Consider the following 17,603-nt stretch of genomic DNA (forward strand, 5'->3'; position numbering starts at 1 on the left):
TACATTTGCCTCTGATTACTAACTAAGAATGCTAAGACATGCTGCACATCGCACTGCCCGACAATAAGACAAGGAGACTGACCTTCTATCTGGCTATGGAAGAATACGTGGCCAGACACCTGAAGGCTGCCGACTGCTTCTTTATCTGGCAGGTGGAGCCCACCGTGATATTCGGCAGAAACCAGTTGATCGACAACGAGGTGAACCTTGTTTTCTGTCGCCGCCATAACATACAGACCTACCGCCGTAAGAGCGGTGGGGGCTGTGTGTATGCCGATATGAACAACCTGATGCTGTCGTATATCACCGACGACGAAGGGGTGGGATTCACCTTCAACAAGTATATGGGCATGCTGGTCACGATGCTCCATCGGTTGGGCGTCGATGCCAAAGCCAATGGACGCAACGATGTGATGCTGGGCAACAGAAAACTGTCGGGCAGCGCATTCTATCGCATACCGGGCCGGAGCATCCTGCATAGCACCCTGCTCTACGACACAGATATCGTCAACATGGTGGGGGCTATCACACCGGGAGGATTGAAACTACTCTCAAAGGGTGTGGAGAGCGTATGCCAGCGCATTGACTTGCTCAAAAACCATATCACTCTCAATGTTGACGAACTCAGAGAGTTTGCCATCAAGCACTTCTGCGACGAGACCTATTGCCTCGGAGAGAAAGAGATTGAAGAGATAGAACATATCGAAGAGGAATATCTCACCGACGATTTCATCTACGGCAACAACCCACGCTACACCGTGGTGAAGCACAAGAGGATAGAGGGCGTAGGAGAATTTGAGGTGAGAATCGATATGCGACATAATGTCATACACGATGTCAACCTGATGGGGGACTACTTCCTCATCGGCGATCTCGACAACGGACTGCTCAAAAAACTGCGGGGTGTTCCGCTTACCAGAGAGTCTATCAGATGTATTCTCCCTGACCGGATAGACGACATCATCTACAACCTTGAGAAAGAGGACTTCGTCAACCTACTGGCAGGTTGAGCAAAATACTAAAAACCCAATAACAACAATATATAAATATTCAAACAGCCTATGAACAACAAACGCACCTGTCTTTACGACAAACACGTGGCACTGGGCGCTCTCATTTCGCCCTTTGGTGGGTTCGACATGCCCATACAGTATTCCAACATCACTGACGAACACCAAGCTGTGCGTCAACATTGTGGTGTGTTCGACGTGAGCCACATGGGCGAAGTGCTCGTCAGCGGTACAGACGCTGAGCGCTACGTTAACCATATCTTCACCAATAATGTGGAAGGTCTTGCTGTCGGCAAAATCCTCTATGGCATGATGTGCTATGAGAATGGCGGAGTGGTCGATGACCTGTTGGTATATAAGATGGCGGACGACCGCTTTTTCCTGGTCATCAATGCTGCCAATATCGACAAAGACTGGGCTTGGATCCAGTTGCAAGCCGAGGGGTTCAACGTGACACTCGACAATCAGAGCGACTACTACGGACAGTTGGCAGTGCAGGGGCCGGAAGCGGAGCGCATCATGGAAGAGATACTCAATCTGCCATGCAGCGAACTGACTTTCTACACCTTCAAGACCATGGGCGACGTCATCGTGTCGCGCACCGGATATACCGGTGAGGATGGCTTTGAGATATATGCCACTCCCGATTATATCAACCAGTGTTGGGATAAACTGATGGCTGCCGGCGTGACACCTTGCGGACTGGGATGCCGCGACACCCTGCGCTTCGAAGTGGGACTGCCGCTCTACGGTGATGAACTGTCTGCCGAAATCACTCCTATCATGGCTGGACTGGGCATGTTTGTCAAACTCGATAAAGAGGAGTTTGTGGGACGTGACGCCCTTGCCAAACAGAAAGCTGAAGGTGTAGCCCAGAAACTCGTGGGTATAGAACTCCAAGACAAAGCGATTCCCCGTCATGGCTATACCGTGATGAAAGACGGACAGCCCATCGGTACTGTGACGACAGGATACCATACCATCTCTACCGACAAGAGCGTATGTATGGCACTTATCGACAGCCAGTATGCGCCACTCGGCACAGAACTGGAAGTGCAGATTCGCAAAAAGGTGTTCCCTGGAACTGTGGTCAAGAAGCGCTTCTACGACAAGCATTACAAGAAATGAGAAAATATATACAATAACTAAAAAGAACTATACGATTATGGCAAAAGTAATTGAAGGACTCTATTATAGCGAGTCACACGAGTATGTACGTGTTGAAGGTAACACCGGTTTTATCGGTATCACAGACTATGCACAGAACGCACTGGGCAATGTGGTCTATGTGGATATGCCCGATGTTGACGATGAGATAACAGCAGGTGAAGACTTCGGTGCGGTAGAGAGCGTGAAGGCTGCCAGCGATTTGCTGTCGCCCGTAAGCGGTACTGTACTGGAAGTGAACGAAGCACTCGAAGACCAGCCCGAACTCATCAATCAGGATGCTTTCGAAAACTGGATTATCAAAGTGGAACTCAGCGATACCGGAGAACTGGATCAGCTGATGGATGCCAAGGCTTACGAGGCTTTCTGCAATCAGTGATTCACGCAAAAAGCCTATATGCCTATGTCCTATAAGTATTTTCCACATACCGACGACGACCTGCAACAGATGATGCAGCGCGTCGGTATCAGCAGTCTCGATGACCTCTATGCAGAAGTGCCGGAGGCTATCCGTTTCCGTGGCGACTATGATCTGCCTGACGAAATGAGCGAGACCGAGGTGCGCCAGGTGTTTGAACAACTGGGCGCCATGAACCGTCCTATGATGTGTTTCGGCGGCGCAGGGGTCTATGACCATTATACACCGGCGGTGATTCCCAATCTGTTGAGCCGTTCTGAACTGCTGACCAGCTATACGCCGTATCAGGCGGAGATATCGCAGGGAACGCTCCACTACATCTTCGAATATCAGTCGATGATGGCTGAACTGACGGGCATGGATATCTCCAATGCTTCCATGTATGACGGCACGACTGCCTGCGCTGAAGCCATGATGATGGCGGCGGCATCGGGGAAGAAGCAAAACCGATTCTTGGTGAGCGATACAGTCAATCCCAAGACGCTGCAGGTGATGCAGACCTATGCACACTATCATGGCATCCAGCTCGGAACTGTTGCCTCACGAGACGGTGTTACCGACCGTGAAGATCTGGAACGACAGTTGGCGGAAGGTGGTGTGGCTGGTGTTCTCGTGCAACAGCCCAACTATTTCGGCATTGTGGAGGACTATAGCGGTTTTGCCGATCTCATCCATACCAATAAGGGTCTGTTTGTCATCGATAGCATTGCTGCCGACCTCGCCCTACTGAAAACACCAGGCGAATGGGGGGCTGACATCGCAGTAGGCGATGCACAGTCGTTGGGCATCCCAATGCAGTTTGGTGGTCCATACGTGGGATATCTGTGTTGCACGGAGAAACTGTTGCGTAAGATGCCGGGACGCATCGTCGGACTGACACAGGACAACAGAGGACAACGTGCTTTTGTGCTCACGCTGCAGGCACGCGAACAGCATATCCGCCGACAGAAAGCTACATCAAACATTTGTTCTAACCAGAGCCTGATGGCGCTCTTCGTCACCATATATCTATCGCTCATGGGCAAGGAGGGACTGCGCGAAGCTGCACAGCTGTCGTATGCCGGCGCCCATTATCTGTGTGACCAACTGATAGCAACAGGTCGTTTCCAATTTGTCTATCAACAGCCTTTCTTCAACGAATTTGTGGTACGCTACGACGGTGACCTCGACGGACTGCTCCAATGCCTTTCCGACGAAGGTATCTTCGGTGGTGTGAAAGTGGCAGACGACCAACTGATGATTGCCGTCACTGAGCAACGCACCAAGTCTGACATTGACCGTCTGGTCAGCCTTATCAACCTCTAATCCACAGCAAAGCCTTATGAACAACAAGTTATACGGAAATCTCATCTTCGAATTGTCGAAGCCTGGCAGAAAGGGCTATTCGCTGCCCAGAAACGAGTATGGCAACTATAACATGCCGGAAAGTATGCAACGACAACATCCTGCCGAACTGCCGGAATGTGACGAGCTGACCGTGGTACGTCACTATACCAATCTCTCGGCCAACAATTTCGGAGTGGATAACGGATTCTATCCTCTGGGGTCATGCACCATGAAGTATAACCCTAAAATCAATGAGGAAGTGTCTGCTATGCCACAGTTCACACGCTTGCATCCGCTACAACCCGCTGAAACGACACGGGGCGCAAAGGAAGTATGCCAACGGCTGAAGAAAGCGCTCTGTGCACTGACCGGACTGGCTGACTTTACACTCAAGCCTTTTGCTGGAGCGCACGGTGAACTGACAGGACTGATGGTAATCAGAGGGTATCATGAAAGTCGTGGTGATATGGCGCGTACCAAAGTCATCGTACCTGACTCGGCACATGGCACTAACCCAGCTTCGGCTGCTGTATGCGGACTGGAGATTGTGGAAGTGAAATCAACTGCCGACGGTCGTGTGTCACTCGATGATCTGAAAGCTATTGTAGAAGCGGAAGGCAACAATATTGCTGCCATGATGATGACCAATCCCAATACATTGGGACTTTTTGAAACTGATATCCCTGCTATTGCTAAACTCATCCACGACTGTGGCGGACTGATGTATTATGATGGCGCTAACCTCAACCCTATGCTCGGTGCATGTCGGCCGGGCGATATGGGCTTTGATGTGATGCATATCAATCTGCACAAGACATTCTCTACCCCTCACGGTGGTGGCGGTCCTGGCAGCGGTCCTGTCGGAGTGAGAAGCGGATTAGAACCTTTCCTTCCTTTTGTCAGTTCCTATGAAGCTGGCAATTTCGGAGTGGTTATGAAGGCTTATGCCTATATCCTCTCACTGGGTCGCCAACAGATCAAGATGGTTGGACCGTTGGCTACACTCAATGCCAACTATATCAAGGAATGTCTGAAGGATGTCTATCTGTTGCCTATCGACGGACTCTGCAAACATGAGTTTGTGTTCGACGGACTGAAAGACAAATCTACAGGGGTGACAACAATGGATGTGGCAAAGCGGTTGCTTGACTATGGGTATCACGCTCCGACCATCTATTTCCCATTGCTCTTCCACGAATCACTGATGATTGAACCTACGGAGAGTGAGTCGAAAGACACGATCGACGGATTCATCAGTGTGATGCGACAGATTGCAGAAGAAGCCAAGACTCAACCCGATACGGTCAAGTCGGCACCGCTCAAGACGCCTATCGGAAGAGTTGATGACGTATTGGCAGCCAAGCATCCTATTGTCAACTACAAACAGATGATTCATGACAACAACTGATCTTATCATCGTCGGTGCGGGACCTGGTGGTTACCGCGCCGCACATCTTGCCGCGCAACGAGGATTGCAGGTGGTTGTCATCGAAGCCGATCAGGTGGGTGGCACTTGCCTTAACCGTGGTTGCATACCTACCAAAACGTATGTCCACGCTCGTTCCTTCGACGAGGCTGTGGGCAGACAGCCGGAGGTGGTCACTGCATTGCGTAGCGGTGTGGAACAACTCATGGCTTCGCCAGGCATCACTCTCGTACGCGGTCGTGGTGAGTTCACCGGACCTCATACGGTTAAGGTTGGCGATGCGGAATATACCGCTCCACACATCATCATCGCTACGGGAAGTAGTAGCAAGATGATTCCTGTAGAAGGTATCGACCTTCCACAGGTGATGGACTCTACCAAACTCTTGCAGTGTCAGGAACAGCCTCGTCGCTTGTGTATCATCGGAGCTGGTGTAGTGGGCATGGAGTTTGCCAGTGTGTTCAACCGCTTCGGCACAGAGGTGACAGTCATCGACTACCTCAAGGAGTGTCTGCCTATGCTCGACAGCGATATTGCCAAACGACTCCGCAAATACCTGGAGCGCCAAGGCATCACCTTCCGCATGAAGACTACTGTCACCTCGCTCGCAGATATTGATGCTGATGCCATTCTCATTGCCACAGGTCGCAAACCCAATGTGTCGGCTGACTTTGCCGTTGCCGGCATCACCTACGACGAGCGTAAAGGCATCAGCGTAGATGAGCACTTTGAGACTAATGTCAGCGGTGTTTATGCTATTGGTGATGTCAATGGCAAACAGATGTTGGCTCATGCAGCAGAGATGCAAGGCATTCATGTGGTCAACCGACTGACGGGACATCAGGACAATATTCGTTTCGATATCATGCCTTCTGCCATCTTCACAAGTCCTGAAGCTGCGTGTGTGGGCTTGTCGGAAGATCAGTGTAAAGCCACATTGCCTGGCTACCGTTGTCGCAAAGCATTCTGGCGTGCCAACGGCAAGGCTCTGACGATGGATGCTGCCGAAGGCCTGTTGAAACTGTTGTCGGATGTTGACGACCGCATAGTGGGGTGTCATGCTTATGGTGCTCACGCTGCCGACCTGATACAGGAGGTAAGTAGTCTGATGTGTCTCAATGCTACTGTCGCTCAGTTGCGCGACATGGTACACATCCACCCAACGCTCTCTGAGGTGTTGCATGCCGCATCAGAACAGGAATAACATCATTTTACCCCAAATCAAAAGCCCCGTCAGCATGGACGGGGCTTTTGATTTGGGGTATGCTCGGCATGAGCATACAAAAAAGCTCTTATCCGGAGACAAGAGCTTTTATATGTGAATCTTATTTCAATTCTGTGATCTTCACCACCTGCATGTCGTTGTAGATGAGGTTCTCGCCAGCCATACCCCAGATGAAAGTATAGTTGGAAGTTCCTGCAGCGCAGTGCACACTCCACTCTGGATTGATAACAGCCTGTTCGTTGCCTGTCCAAATCAGACGAGTCTCCTGTGGTTCACCCATGATATGGCAAACGCTCTGTCCTTCTGGAACCTTGAAGTAGAAATACACCTCCATGCGCTTGAGGTGGGTATGAGCAGGCATTGTGTTCCATACCGATCCTGATTTGAGTTCGGTAATACCCATCTGCAACTGGCAGGTGCGCACACCAGCCACACCGTTGAGAATCATCTGATGGATAACGCGGTCGTTGCTCTCGGCAGCACTTCCTGCTATAATATTCTTCGCGTCTTTCAGACTCACCTTTTTGGTGGGATAGCTCTGATGGGCACATGCACTGTTCATATAGAACTTAGCAGGATTCTGTGCGTTCTTACTTGCCACGATGATTTCCTTTACACCCTTACCTACATAGATAGCCTCCTGGAAAGCGAGGTCATAGCGCTTGCCGTCAACCGTCACGCTACCGTCACCACCTACGTTGATGATACCAATTTCGCGATTGTCGAGCAGATTGCGACCATTGTCACTCTTGCTGAGATCCACATAGAGTGGTTCGATTGATGTGAGTTTCAGTGGAGTATCGGTTGGCATAGCACCTCCCACAAGGAAACGGTCGATGGTGGTGTAGGTCCAGTTTACTTCACCTGGTGCCATGATTTTCTCAATGAGATACTCGCTACGCAAACGCTGTGTGTCGTAGCTCTTGGCATCTCTGGGGTTTGAAGCCTGTCGCACACAATAGTTTGTGTAGCTGTTTTCTGCTTTTACTTCATAGCCTTTATACTTGCACTGTGCATTCACCGAAATGGCTGCCAGGCAAATGGCTGTAGTCATTAAAATCTTTTTCATTACTTTCTATAATTATTAGTTGTTTACTTTCTTTTTCTCGTCAGCGATAATGCGCTTGCGGTTGATCAGCATCATGGCGAGGGTGATGACTACCAATACGGCAGCACCTATATATTTGAAATACTTCACCAGAGCATAGATGACATAACTAAACAGGGCGGAAACGAAATCCATACTACCTGCAAGGAATCCTTCTGGAACATGAGCGGCATTATCTTGGGTCTGCGCATATACCGAAGCGGCTGCCTTGGTAAAATCGGGAGCCATATCGGTGATAAACCAAAGTCCTATGAGTAATGCTATAAGTCCTATGATGAAACTCTTCACCACATTACCCTTGGTATAGGGAAGCATCATGGGGAAAATATAAAACAGGCCTGCCAACGATGCAAGGGGCAGAAACTGGTTGCCTGGCAGAATTACTGCTATAACGATATAGGTAGGAATCAGAAACAAAGTACCTACCAACGCGGTGGGGTGACCGATAACGAGTGCAGGACTCATACCGATGTGGATGGTCTTGCCCTTCATCTTTTTGTTGACCACCTCTTTGGTCTTCTCTGAGATAGGCATCAGTCCGTCGATAAACAGTTTGGTGATACGGGGTATCAGTTCCATCACGGCTCCCATCGTTACGCCAAGGAAGAGAATATGCTTCACAATGCGCATCACACCATCGGTAGCGGTAGAACCTGCGGGCATGGTTGCCATAAACTGATCGAACTGGGTGATGTCGCCCCAATGGGCTACAGTGGCTATCAATGCGCCTACTACCACACCGAGTACAAGGGGTTCGCCAATAACACCGAACTTTGACTTTAATCCCTCGGCATCGATATTGAGTTTTGAGAATCCCGGTATTTTGTCGAGCAGCCATCCAATAGCAATGGCAAACGGTGTGAAACTCTGACAGAAAGGCTGTGGCACGGAGATGCCTGGAAGGTTGTAGTATTCCTGAAAGCGCTCTGCCGTAAGGTCTGCCATCACGAGTGTGATGATGTAGCACACGATAGCTGCAAAATACCCCCATACAAGACTCTCGCCGCACACAAAATATACCACAGCACCTATGAAAGCGAAGTGCCAGTAGTTCCATAGGTCGATATTGACAGTACGTGTGGTTTTGGTGATTACCATGAGGAAGTTAACACCGAGGCACACAGGGATGATGAGTGCACCGACAGCTGTATTGTATGCTACAGCAGCGGCAGCAGGCCATCCCATATCAAATACACTCAGGTTGAGGTTGAAGATATCCTCAACAGCCTGCAGCGGATCCTTGAAATTATTGGTAAGCAAAGCTGTAACAATACCGAGGCCCACAAATCCTACGCCCACATACAGACCAGATTTGAGTGCCTTGCCAAATTTCATGCCGATACACAGACCGATAATCGTGAAAAGAATGGGCATCATCACCGATGCACCCATTTGGATGATGTAGTTGAAAATATTCATTACTTTACTTTTTTGTTTGTTTCTAATTATAATGTACCGTGACTGGCTCATGCCACGATATTTGATTTGTGATAGTAGTATGACTGCGTGACCGATATCGTGTGCCATCTTTCATCAGCGAAGAAGCATGCCACGGGATATTATCGTATCACGAATTTTATATGCACCTGCAAAATTACTTAATCTTTTTGTAAAACTCACCTTTTATCGTTTTTAAATGCGTTTTTTCGCTTACCATACCTCTTTTTCACCCGAAATCATGCTTGCCAAAGACAAATGTCATGCCAAAAGTGTTGTGTTACACAACGTGGCTTTTTCGTTCTTGTGCGCAAGTGTCTTAAATTCCGATTGGCTCTTTGCGTTAACGCGAGGTTAAATTCCAAAAGTTTATATGATGTTAAAATAGTGTTAAATCGCGTTGCCTGTCATTGAGTCTGCTGTTTTTTCTCGTTATTTGTATAAAAGACGCAGGGAAAAGCCCCAAATCGTTATCAGCAAAAACAGAATAAAGACAATGACTATGAACAAAAGATGTATCACAACAACACTGGCACTACTGCTGACAGTATTGACTGTCGCAGCAGGAACGAAGATTGTGGAAACCAAGCCACTCCAACCTTTTACTGTTCTGAATATCCTTGGTAGTGCCAAAGTGGTTTATATCCAAGGTAGCGGACATAGTGTGCGTATGGAGGGTGACAAAGAAGAAATCGATCGCCTCGAAATCAAACAAACAGATAAGCACCTCAATATCGGTTACAAGACCACCAAGATTGGCGGCATTTATTATATGGGCAATGGATCAAACAACGGTTCGGTTACCATCTATGTCACTTCGCCTGCAATCAATGTGATCAATGTGACAGGCAGCGCAGAGGTTGAAGTCGATAAGTATAAAGTTCAAACATCCATGCTGACCATGAATGTGACAGGGTCTGGATCCATACATGTGAAAAATGCCAGCGTAGGAACTGCCACATGCAATGTAGCAGGGTCAGGTTGCATAAGTGTTGATGAGCTGCAAGCTGTCAATGCTTCTCTTGTAGTGAGTGGAAGTGGTATGGTCAAGGCACAAGTGGATTGCAGTGATAAACTGTATTGCGTAGTGGCAGGATCAGGAGACGTTAGTGTATCGGGAAGAACTGCTAACTATAGTAAATCGGTCATGGGATCAGGAAGTGTTAGTGACAAGAAACTGAAATATACCAATCTCAGCAATGCCACAAGATATGACGGAAAACAGACGTATGTGATTGACAGAACAGGAAGAAACCAAGGCAATGATACGGTGAACGGCATCGTGGCAAATCCTTAAAACTATACGGCATAAGACAAGGAAGGATACTGAAGGTGAACCAACAGCAGTTTGAACATACGGCAAAACAATTGCGCATGAAGGCCTGGCAAACGGCATCGCGCATGCTGAACGATAGCGATGATGCCGACGATGTGGCGAGCGAAACAATGCTTAGGCTATGGGCTGTGCATGATACGCTACACGACGAAACACATGCCGTCAGACTGGCTGTTGTCGTGGCTCGACATACTGCCATTGACCACCAACGACGACGGCGACCATCGGTCAGTATAGACAGCGGGACAAGAGTCATTCCTCTCGATATTCCCACCACCGATACACCTGACCGGAAGATGGAGTGGGAGGAAAGCGAACAATGGCTGCGACAACGCATCGAACAACTGCCACCCAGAGAAATGCAGGTGTTGAGACTCAGACAGACTGAACGACGCACCAACGCTGAGATTGCAGCACTACTGGGAATAGGCGAAGCATCTGTGGCAACCATGCTATCGGCAGCACGCCGAAAAGTGTTTAATGATATCAAAGAAAGGAACCGACAATGACAAACCAACAACTCATCAATCTGCTCGAAAGCTTCATGGATGGACAAACGACAGTTGAACAGGAAACACAACTGGCTGACTTCTTCCGTCAAGCAACAGATGCCGACCGTCCCGAAGGAATCTCGAACGACGATTGGCAGGCCTATTGCGAGATGTTCCGCATGTTTGAAAACGGAATGGAAGATCATACGGCAACCATTCGTCCTGTAGGAACAGACGCTTCTGAGAAGAAACATCGCATCTTGCCACTGCGCTGGATGACGGCGGCTGCCTCGGTGGCTGTGTTGCTGGTTGGCGCACTGACACTTTGGAACCATACTACTGACCAACCGCAGCCGATAGCACAAAGTCAACCGGCCATCACTCCCGTTGAAACCGATACCGTGGCAGTGGATCGACGTCAAATACCATTAGACAGTATCACACCGCCCGCCAAAACCACTAAGCGGAAGATACGTCGACTACACAGCGTTCCACCGCCTCCTAAAGAATATCTGGCTGAGACTGGAACTACCAAGACGGTGGACAAGGCCATCAGTCAGGCTGACCTCGATGAAGCCGTGGCACAGGCAGAACTCTTGCTCCAAGCCATGCAACTGCAACAGATGGTTGAACTCAACGATAGTAAGATGCAATACCTCCAGGCTATGGATGCCCTTGATGCCGAAGAGGAAGAATATGTAGAACAATAAGCAAATAACTATACAACAATGAAACAAATAATACTTACCATGGTTGCCATGTGGGCAACTGTAAGTGCCTCGGCACAGGAAACAATCCAGAATGCCTATCAAAAGGTTATTGGAAACTCGACGGTTGAACTGTTGTCGCGTTCCGATTATCAGGATCGAACCGACTCGCCAACCACTTACTGTAAGTTTACGGAGTTTAAAATACCGGAGAGCAATAAAAACCTCATTAAACAAATGGAACAAGCCATGTTAAAGGATCAGGACCGTGCTTATTCCTTTTTTATAAGAAAACCTGATGCAAAGATGAACACACTCAACACCAAGAAAGTGGTGTATGGGCCAAACAATGAGTATGGGGTGACATTGGGAAGCAATAAGTCACACTATTACTATTCTACCTTTTTCAAGGAACCGTCTGACTCTACTCGCCGCCATGCCTATGCCTTCGTGTGGTTTAAGGAAGGAATGGATTTCCACTGCTACTACTATCATATCTATGGTATGACTCCAGAAGCTGCTAAAAGCGTAACGATGAACAGCCTGTCGAGTCTCGCCAAGGGAAATCGCATACGTAGCACTCTTTCTGGCAATACGCTCATCATCGAGCGCTATGACGAACAGGGCAATAAAACCCTGCAACAGGTTAGTGTGTCAGACGACAGCAAAACAGCTGACGATCTGTCGGTAGATGATGTGACTGCTAAACCGTCGAAGGTCACCAATGATGTGGAGTTTATGACTCAGTTCGGACTACTCAGAGTGGCTTTCCTCGATGCCATCAAAGACCCTAGCCAGAAAATGCTGCAGGTGGGGCTCGCTACTAAGATAGTGGCACTGTGTAAAGATCACAGCAGTCTCTTGACCTATGGCGAACGGACAACATGTAAGAATACTATTTTGGATATGACTAATATCATGAATAAAACCGTTCGCGGAGATATCTATCTTGAGGGAATGCTCAAGCAAGCCATAGATTATCTCGGAAAGAAATAAACATACACAACATAAACACAAAACAATGATGAAAAGATATGTATGGGCAGCCATACTGCTACTCCTATGCCCTGTAGCGAAGGCGCAGAGCGACTCTGCTGCAGTAGCCACCGACACTACTGATGTCTATAAAAATGTGGGTTTGGGCGAACTGACCGTTAAGGCACAGCGACAAATGGTGAAGACTAAAGACGACCGCGTCAGCTATGATGTGGCTTCCGACCCTGAGGCAAAGACCAATCCGCTGATAGAGATGCTTAAGAAAGTGCCGTTTGTTACCGTCGATGCTGATGGTACGATCAAGGTCAAGGGTTCGAGTGATTTCAAAATATTCAAGAATGGCAGACCTGACCAGTCTTTTACCAACAATGCCAAGGAACTTTTCAAAGGACTGCCGGCAAGTATGGTGAAACGAATCGAGGTCATCACCGAGCCTGGAGCTAAATATGATGCGGAAGGACTGGTGGGCATCCTCAATATCGTGATGGACCGACAGAGCCAGATGAAAGGACTGACGGGTACTGTCAGTTCGAACGGGACATTTGGAGATAGTGGCAATCCATATAATGGCAATCTCTTTCTTACGGCACAGACGGGCAAACTCACCATCGCGCCGTATTTCGGTATGGCATTTCAGAAATGGCATCAGACAGAAACAACCGACTATGTCTATACCGACACCAACAATCGGTACCACGATGAACGGAGAACATACAATCCGGGAAGAAACATGTGGTATGGCATGGATGCCAGTCTGGAACTCGACTCCTGCAACCTCTTGACTCTGGCGGCAAGTGGATTTGCCTATCGGGTGAAAGATGATGCAATAAAAAACACCCGACTGACCGATGCTGCTGGAAATCCAATCTATAGCATGCAGATGGATAGTAGAGATGTGTTGGCGCGCTATTTCGATATCGACTTGCAACTGTCCTATCAGCATAATTTCAGCAGAAAGGGCGAACTCCTTGCCATCGACTATCTGTTTTCTACCACCCGTTCTCATAGTGACGGAAGCTTAGACCTGTCACAGTGTTTGAATTATGGGGAATATGACAGCCAGTCTTTTGACAATCATACTACCTTCAGCGAACATACCCTGCAGATTGACTATGAACGTCCGTTTGGCAAGCATCATTCATTAGATGTGGGTGGTAAGTATGTGATGCGATTCAATAATAGTGATAACCTCAGGAGGGAATACCTCAACAGCGAACTCCTACGCTCGCCAGCTACTAAGTTTGACCATAAGACCGATGTGGGGGCTGCCTATGCTGAATATAAATATCGTCTCGGTGGATTTACCCTTGCTACCGGACTGCGCTACGAGACATCACGCATGAAGGGATCATGGCCAGACGGTTCACAAGATGATTTCAGCAGACGTTTCAACGATATCGTTCCGTCTATTCGCACGACATGGCGCATCAATGATCAAAACTCGCTGAAACTCGCTTACACCATGCGATTGTCAAGACCGGGCATCAGTTATCTGAACCCGTATCATAACGAAACACCAATTTCCGTCAGCTACGGAAATCCGCATTTGGGCACGTCGAAAGCTAATAATTTCACGTTGGGATACAACCTCATGACCACTAAACTGACCATCGGTCTCAATGCTTCATTCAGCCTCTGCGATGATGCTATTGCCGGAGTGAAATGGGTGGAAGACAATCGCTTCATGTCGAGTTACGACAACAGTGGTAAGGTTAACTACTTCCAGGTCGTGCCTTATATCCAGTGGCAGATTACTCCAACCACTAAACTCGTGAGCAATAGCACCGTCACTTGGGTGGACAAAGCCAATACTTCACTTGGACTTGCCATGCATAGATGGAACTTCGATTCCTATAATCAACTGACACAGGAGCTGCCTGCCAAACTGGCTTTGACCCTGTCTGCATATTTCGATTATGGCACTCCGACAACGCTTTACAGTTATGACTGTGCATGGCAGAACTTCTCCGTGTCGCTCCGTCGCTCCTTCCTTAAAGAAGATCGACTTACCACCTTTGTGCGTTGCAGTTATCGCAATGATATCAAAACCCATTACGTGAAAGGTGACTACATCGGCAGTCAGCGTGTTGATGGTCCTAACTGGAATCGGCAGTTTGGAGTGTCTTATCGCTTCGGAAGTCTGAAAGCATCGGTCAAGAAGACTGCCAAACAAGTGAGCAACGACGATTTGATGGGACGCAAATAATAGCATAAACACGCTCAATTACCCTGATGACTGATTATGAATAAACACTCTCAAACAATATGATGCTTCCATGCTATGTCTGTGAAGATTTGCGGAATGCATCCTTTTTCTACTCCCATGTCGGATGACATGGGAGCTTTTTTATCTGAAAAACGATAGGAAAACCAACGAAATGTTGTATCTTTGTAGATTGAATGATGATGATTAAGTATGGACAAGGTACTGTCGCCAGGCGATGTAGCCATTGTCCGCCAACGTATGAATACTAATAGACAAGATATGGAAAAAACTTTTGAACAGCGGTTGCACGATGACCTGCACCGTTATCTGCTGGGAATGAAAGTGGTGGATGAGCGTCTGCCTGAATGTCCTGATGTAGAAGGACGATGGAAACAACTGATAGAGGCTTATCTCCCTGATGGCATCAGGGAGTTTGCTGCCTATCCTACCGTTTCGCTGGGATGGATGATGTTTATCGGCATGGCTATCGCATACATGTGGGACAAAGACTGGATGCGCTATAATGCTGATCCACAGCTTTACGAACTGTTGCGCGATGCGCGTGGCTACGATGCGATGGATGATCATATCATGGAGGATGTGCTCAGACTCGATGAGAATGGACGCAGAAAAACACAGGACATCGTGGCGGAGTGTGCCTCGCGCACCGATAATATGTTGCGTCACGAACATATACAGCCAGGCACCAAAGAGGCTTTTCAGGCCTATACACAATGTCTCCACCAACTCTATCTCATGGGAATGGCCATGCAACTCTCTGCCATGGGCTACCACATGACACCGCTGAATCCTGTAAACTGATGCGGAGATTTTTAGTATAAGAATCTTGCAAAGCACAATAACCCTTGAAAACAATAATGACCGACATCGTACCATGTCGGTCATTATTATTACTAGTGATGGCTAATCCCCAACTCGGACAGGAGGGTTAATAGCGAAGGATGGAAACGCCTGCTGAACGCAGATTGGGCATGGTCATACCGATGGAAGCTCCAATATAGGTGGGGTCGCATACGGTGTAACGCTTGCCATCGACGGTCAGAAAATCGCCTTTCACATCGCCTTTAAACTGTACGGCGGTGGCGATATGGTTGGGATAGTCGAGGTAAACGACATCAAGGCCAAGCAGTTCGCGAACCAACCAACCGAAGAGTACTGAACGGTCTTCGCAGTCGCAGGCAGGATAATAGAACAGTTCTTCAACGAAGAAGGGCTTCTCAAAACCAAACTGTTCTTCATCCGTAGCATATTTGAAACCAGTCTGCACAAAGTTCAATAGCAGATTGGCAGCATCAACTTCACTCTTTCCCTGTACAAGGGGACGTAATGTGCCGAGCACCTCTTGGGCTAAACTGCCTGCTACGGGTGCCTTGGCATAGACGCCATAGTCGCATTGGGGCATGGAGGCATAGAAGTCCATCAACGATTTGGAAACATTAACGCTGACACTGACATTGCCGGCTTTGTTGGTGCGCAGCCTACTGACCACGCCGCTGTTGAGGGCTGGAACATTGTTGAGGCGCATGGCAACGGGAGTCTTGGCTTTCTTCGAATCCTGATTACACATATAGAATGTGCAGGCCTCCGTGCCGTTGATGTTATAATAGTTCAATCCCTCTTTGGTGAAATAGGGGTGACCATAGACCATGCAGTCGGTGGCAACAAACAATAACAACTGGTTGCGATCGCCACGACGTGCCATCTTCGCACGGTAACCCAGTTCGTTGAGCAAGAACTGTTGCATGACAATACAGCTGTTTTCATCGTTGCATAAGGCTTCGGCTGCGGTTTTCACAAAGAGGAATACTCCCCAGTCGTTGAGGCGGAAGTCTTTCTGTGCCTGCTGGCAGTTGGCAATAAGAGGCTTGTAGTTGGAACGGCATAATGCTTCGTAACCGTCGGCAACGGCACATTCCTGACTGCTGGTGATATTGATAACGCCTTTCATTGATGCGTCAATATAGAGTTTGGTGTTGCAATAGTTGATGGCTACACTGGGGTAGAATTCCTTTTGCAACGAACTCTGCATAGCAGGTTTGGCTTTTGGCTTGGGTTGTGGCTTAACCGGTGTCGCCTGTGGTTTCGCCGGTGTTGTCGGTTCTGCTTTAGGTGCCACGGGTTGTGGCTTGACTGGTGTTGCCTGTGGCTTCGCAGGTGTTGTCGGTTCTGCTTTAGGTGCCACGGGTTGCGGCTTAACTGGTGTAGCCTGTGGTTTCGCAGGTTCTACTTTTGGTGTATTACCTCCAATGATCGTGGGTGTATTTTGCTTAGCCACGATCACAGTAGGTTTTGGAGTTGGCTTGGGTTGTGGTTTTGGTGTTGGTTTGTCGAAGGTCAACTGATCCACATTCTTCACCTCTACCGTAGGACGTTGCTGTCCTTCGATAGTGGTCTGATTGAGAATATCCTTGATGGTCAGTTCTACTGGTGGAGTATCTTCAGGATGTTTTTGCTCGTCGTAGATGACAGGTTTCGGAGGTTCGGGTTTGGTATGTCGCTCCACGGGTTTCTTGGCTTCTGCCTTTTTCCATGGGTGGCGCAGAAACTCGATAAACTCCTTGTTGGCATCGTCGATGAATTTGTCGAACGAGGCATTCTCTTCTTGGATGAATTTGTCAAAATCGTCAGTAACGACTTGAGCAGACAAGGGAATACTTGCCAACGCTGTTACGGCGAGAATAACGAGTCTTTTCATTGTTGAAGGTGTTAATGGTGAACAGTCTGTGAAT

Annotated in this window: 15 protein-coding genes; 12 read left to right on the forward strand and 3 right to left on the reverse strand. The window is 48.3% G+C overall.

Features of this window, described 5'->3' with window-relative positions:
- Nucleotides 1-38: 38 nt before the first annotated feature.
- From CIK90_RS06340 to CIK90_RS06365, 6 genes are read left to right on the forward strand one after another with little or no spacing between them, the layout of a single operon-like run.
- Entirely contained in the window at nt 39-1,010 is a 972-nt protein-coding gene (locus CIK90_RS06340; RefSeq protein WP_094464621.1) for a lipoate protein ligase C-terminal domain-containing protein, read from the forward strand.
- A gap of 51 nt (nt 1,011-1,061) precedes the next feature.
- Nucleotides 1,062-2,138 carry a glycine cleavage system aminomethyltransferase GcvT gene (gene gcvT, locus CIK90_RS06345; protein ID WP_094391380.1) on the forward strand — a complete coding sequence of 359 codons (1,077 nt, stop codon included), beginning with the start codon at nt 1,062-1,064 and terminating at the stop codon, nt 2,136-2,138.
- A gap of 37 nt (nt 2,139-2,175) precedes the next feature.
- Nucleotides 2,176-2,556: a glycine cleavage system protein GcvH gene (gene gcvH, locus CIK90_RS06350; RefSeq protein WP_094391379.1), complete on the forward strand. Its 381-nt coding sequence runs from the start codon at nt 2,176-2,178 to the stop codon at nt 2,554-2,556.
- Between the two features lie 24 nt (nt 2,557-2,580).
- Complete coding sequence (gene gcvPA / locus CIK90_RS06355) at nt 2,581-3,900, forward strand: aminomethyl-transferring glycine dehydrogenase subunit GcvPA (RefSeq protein WP_094464646.1); 1,320 nt, start codon at nt 2,581-2,583, stop codon at nt 3,898-3,900.
- A 16-nt stretch (nt 3,901-3,916) separates the two neighbouring features.
- Nucleotides 3,917-5,329: an aminomethyl-transferring glycine dehydrogenase subunit GcvPB gene (gene gcvPB / locus CIK90_RS06360; RefSeq protein WP_094464622.1), complete on the forward strand. Its 1,413-nt coding sequence runs from the start codon at nt 3,917-3,919 to the stop codon at nt 5,327-5,329.
- Complete coding sequence (locus CIK90_RS06365) at nt 5,316-6,551, forward strand: NAD(P)/FAD-dependent oxidoreductase (RefSeq protein ID WP_094464623.1); 1,236 nt, start codon at nt 5,316-5,318, stop codon at nt 6,549-6,551. The genes gcvPB and CIK90_RS06365 overlap by 14 nt, the downstream gene beginning before the upstream one ends.
- A gap of 121 nt (nt 6,552-6,672) precedes the next feature.
- Here the strand turns inward: CIK90_RS06365 and kduI are convergent, their stop codons facing one another.
- Both kduI and CIK90_RS06375 read right to left on the reverse strand, forming a co-directional pair.
- Nucleotides 6,673-7,641 (reverse strand): 5-dehydro-4-deoxy-D-glucuronate isomerase, encoded by a 969-nt coding sequence (kduI, locus tag CIK90_RS06370; protein WP_094391376.1) that lies wholly within the window; start codon nt 7,639-7,641, stop codon nt 6,673-6,675.
- Nucleotides 7,642-7,656: 15 nt separating this feature from the next.
- Nucleotides 7,657-9,099, reverse strand: a complete 1,443-nt coding sequence (locus CIK90_RS06375) for a PTS galactitol transporter subunit IIC (protein WP_094391375.1) — start codon at nt 9,097-9,099, stop codon at nt 7,657-7,659.
- A 514-nt stretch (nt 9,100-9,613) separates the two neighbouring features.
- Between CIK90_RS06375 and CIK90_RS06380 the strand changes: the two genes are divergently transcribed.
- The 6 genes from CIK90_RS06380 to CIK90_RS06405 all read left to right on the forward strand — a co-directional run bounded on the left by CIK90_RS06380 (nt 9,614) and on the right by CIK90_RS06405 (nt 15,675).
- Nucleotides 9,614-10,414 carry a GIN domain-containing protein gene (locus CIK90_RS06380; protein ID WP_094464624.1) on the forward strand — a complete coding sequence of 267 codons (801 nt, stop codon included), beginning with the start codon at nt 9,614-9,616 and terminating at the stop codon, nt 10,412-10,414.
- A 35-nt stretch (nt 10,415-10,449) separates the two neighbouring features.
- Nucleotides 10,450-10,962, forward strand: coding sequence for an RNA polymerase sigma factor (locus tag CIK90_RS06385; protein ID WP_158216038.1), 513 nt, complete (start codon nt 10,450-10,452; stop codon nt 10,960-10,962).
- Nucleotides 10,959-11,654, forward strand: coding sequence for a hypothetical protein (locus CIK90_RS06390; protein WP_094391372.1), 696 nt, complete (start codon nt 10,959-10,961; stop codon nt 11,652-11,654). The genes CIK90_RS06385 and CIK90_RS06390 overlap by 4 nt, the downstream gene beginning before the upstream one ends.
- Nucleotides 11,655-11,672: 18 nt before the next feature.
- Nucleotides 11,673-12,647, forward strand: coding sequence for a hypothetical protein (locus CIK90_RS06395; RefSeq protein WP_094464626.1), 975 nt, complete (start codon nt 11,673-11,675; stop codon nt 12,645-12,647).
- A gap of 25 nt (nt 12,648-12,672) precedes the next feature.
- Nucleotides 12,673-14,853, forward strand: a complete 2,181-nt coding sequence (locus tag CIK90_RS06400; RefSeq protein WP_094464627.1) for a TonB-dependent receptor domain-containing protein — start codon at nt 12,673-12,675, stop codon at nt 14,851-14,853.
- A gap of 210 nt (nt 14,854-15,063) precedes the next feature.
- Nucleotides 15,064-15,675: a hypothetical protein gene (locus CIK90_RS06405; protein ID WP_371595953.1), complete on the forward strand. Its 612-nt coding sequence runs from the start codon at nt 15,064-15,066 to the stop codon at nt 15,673-15,675.
- Nucleotides 15,676-15,802: 127 nt separating this feature from the next.
- On the opposite strand, the gene CIK90_RS06410 is transcribed toward CIK90_RS06405, so the two are convergent.
- Nucleotides 15,803-17,569: a hypothetical protein gene (locus tag CIK90_RS06410; protein ID WP_094464628.1), complete on the reverse strand. Its 1,767-nt coding sequence runs from the start codon at nt 17,567-17,569 to the stop codon at nt 15,803-15,805.
- Nucleotides 17,570-17,603 lie beyond the last annotated feature (34 nt).

Origin of the sequence: Prevotella sp. P5-126 (assembly GCF_002251185.1) — a bacterium.
Lineage (GTDB): Bacteria > Bacteroidota > Bacteroidia > Bacteroidales > Bacteroidaceae > Prevotella.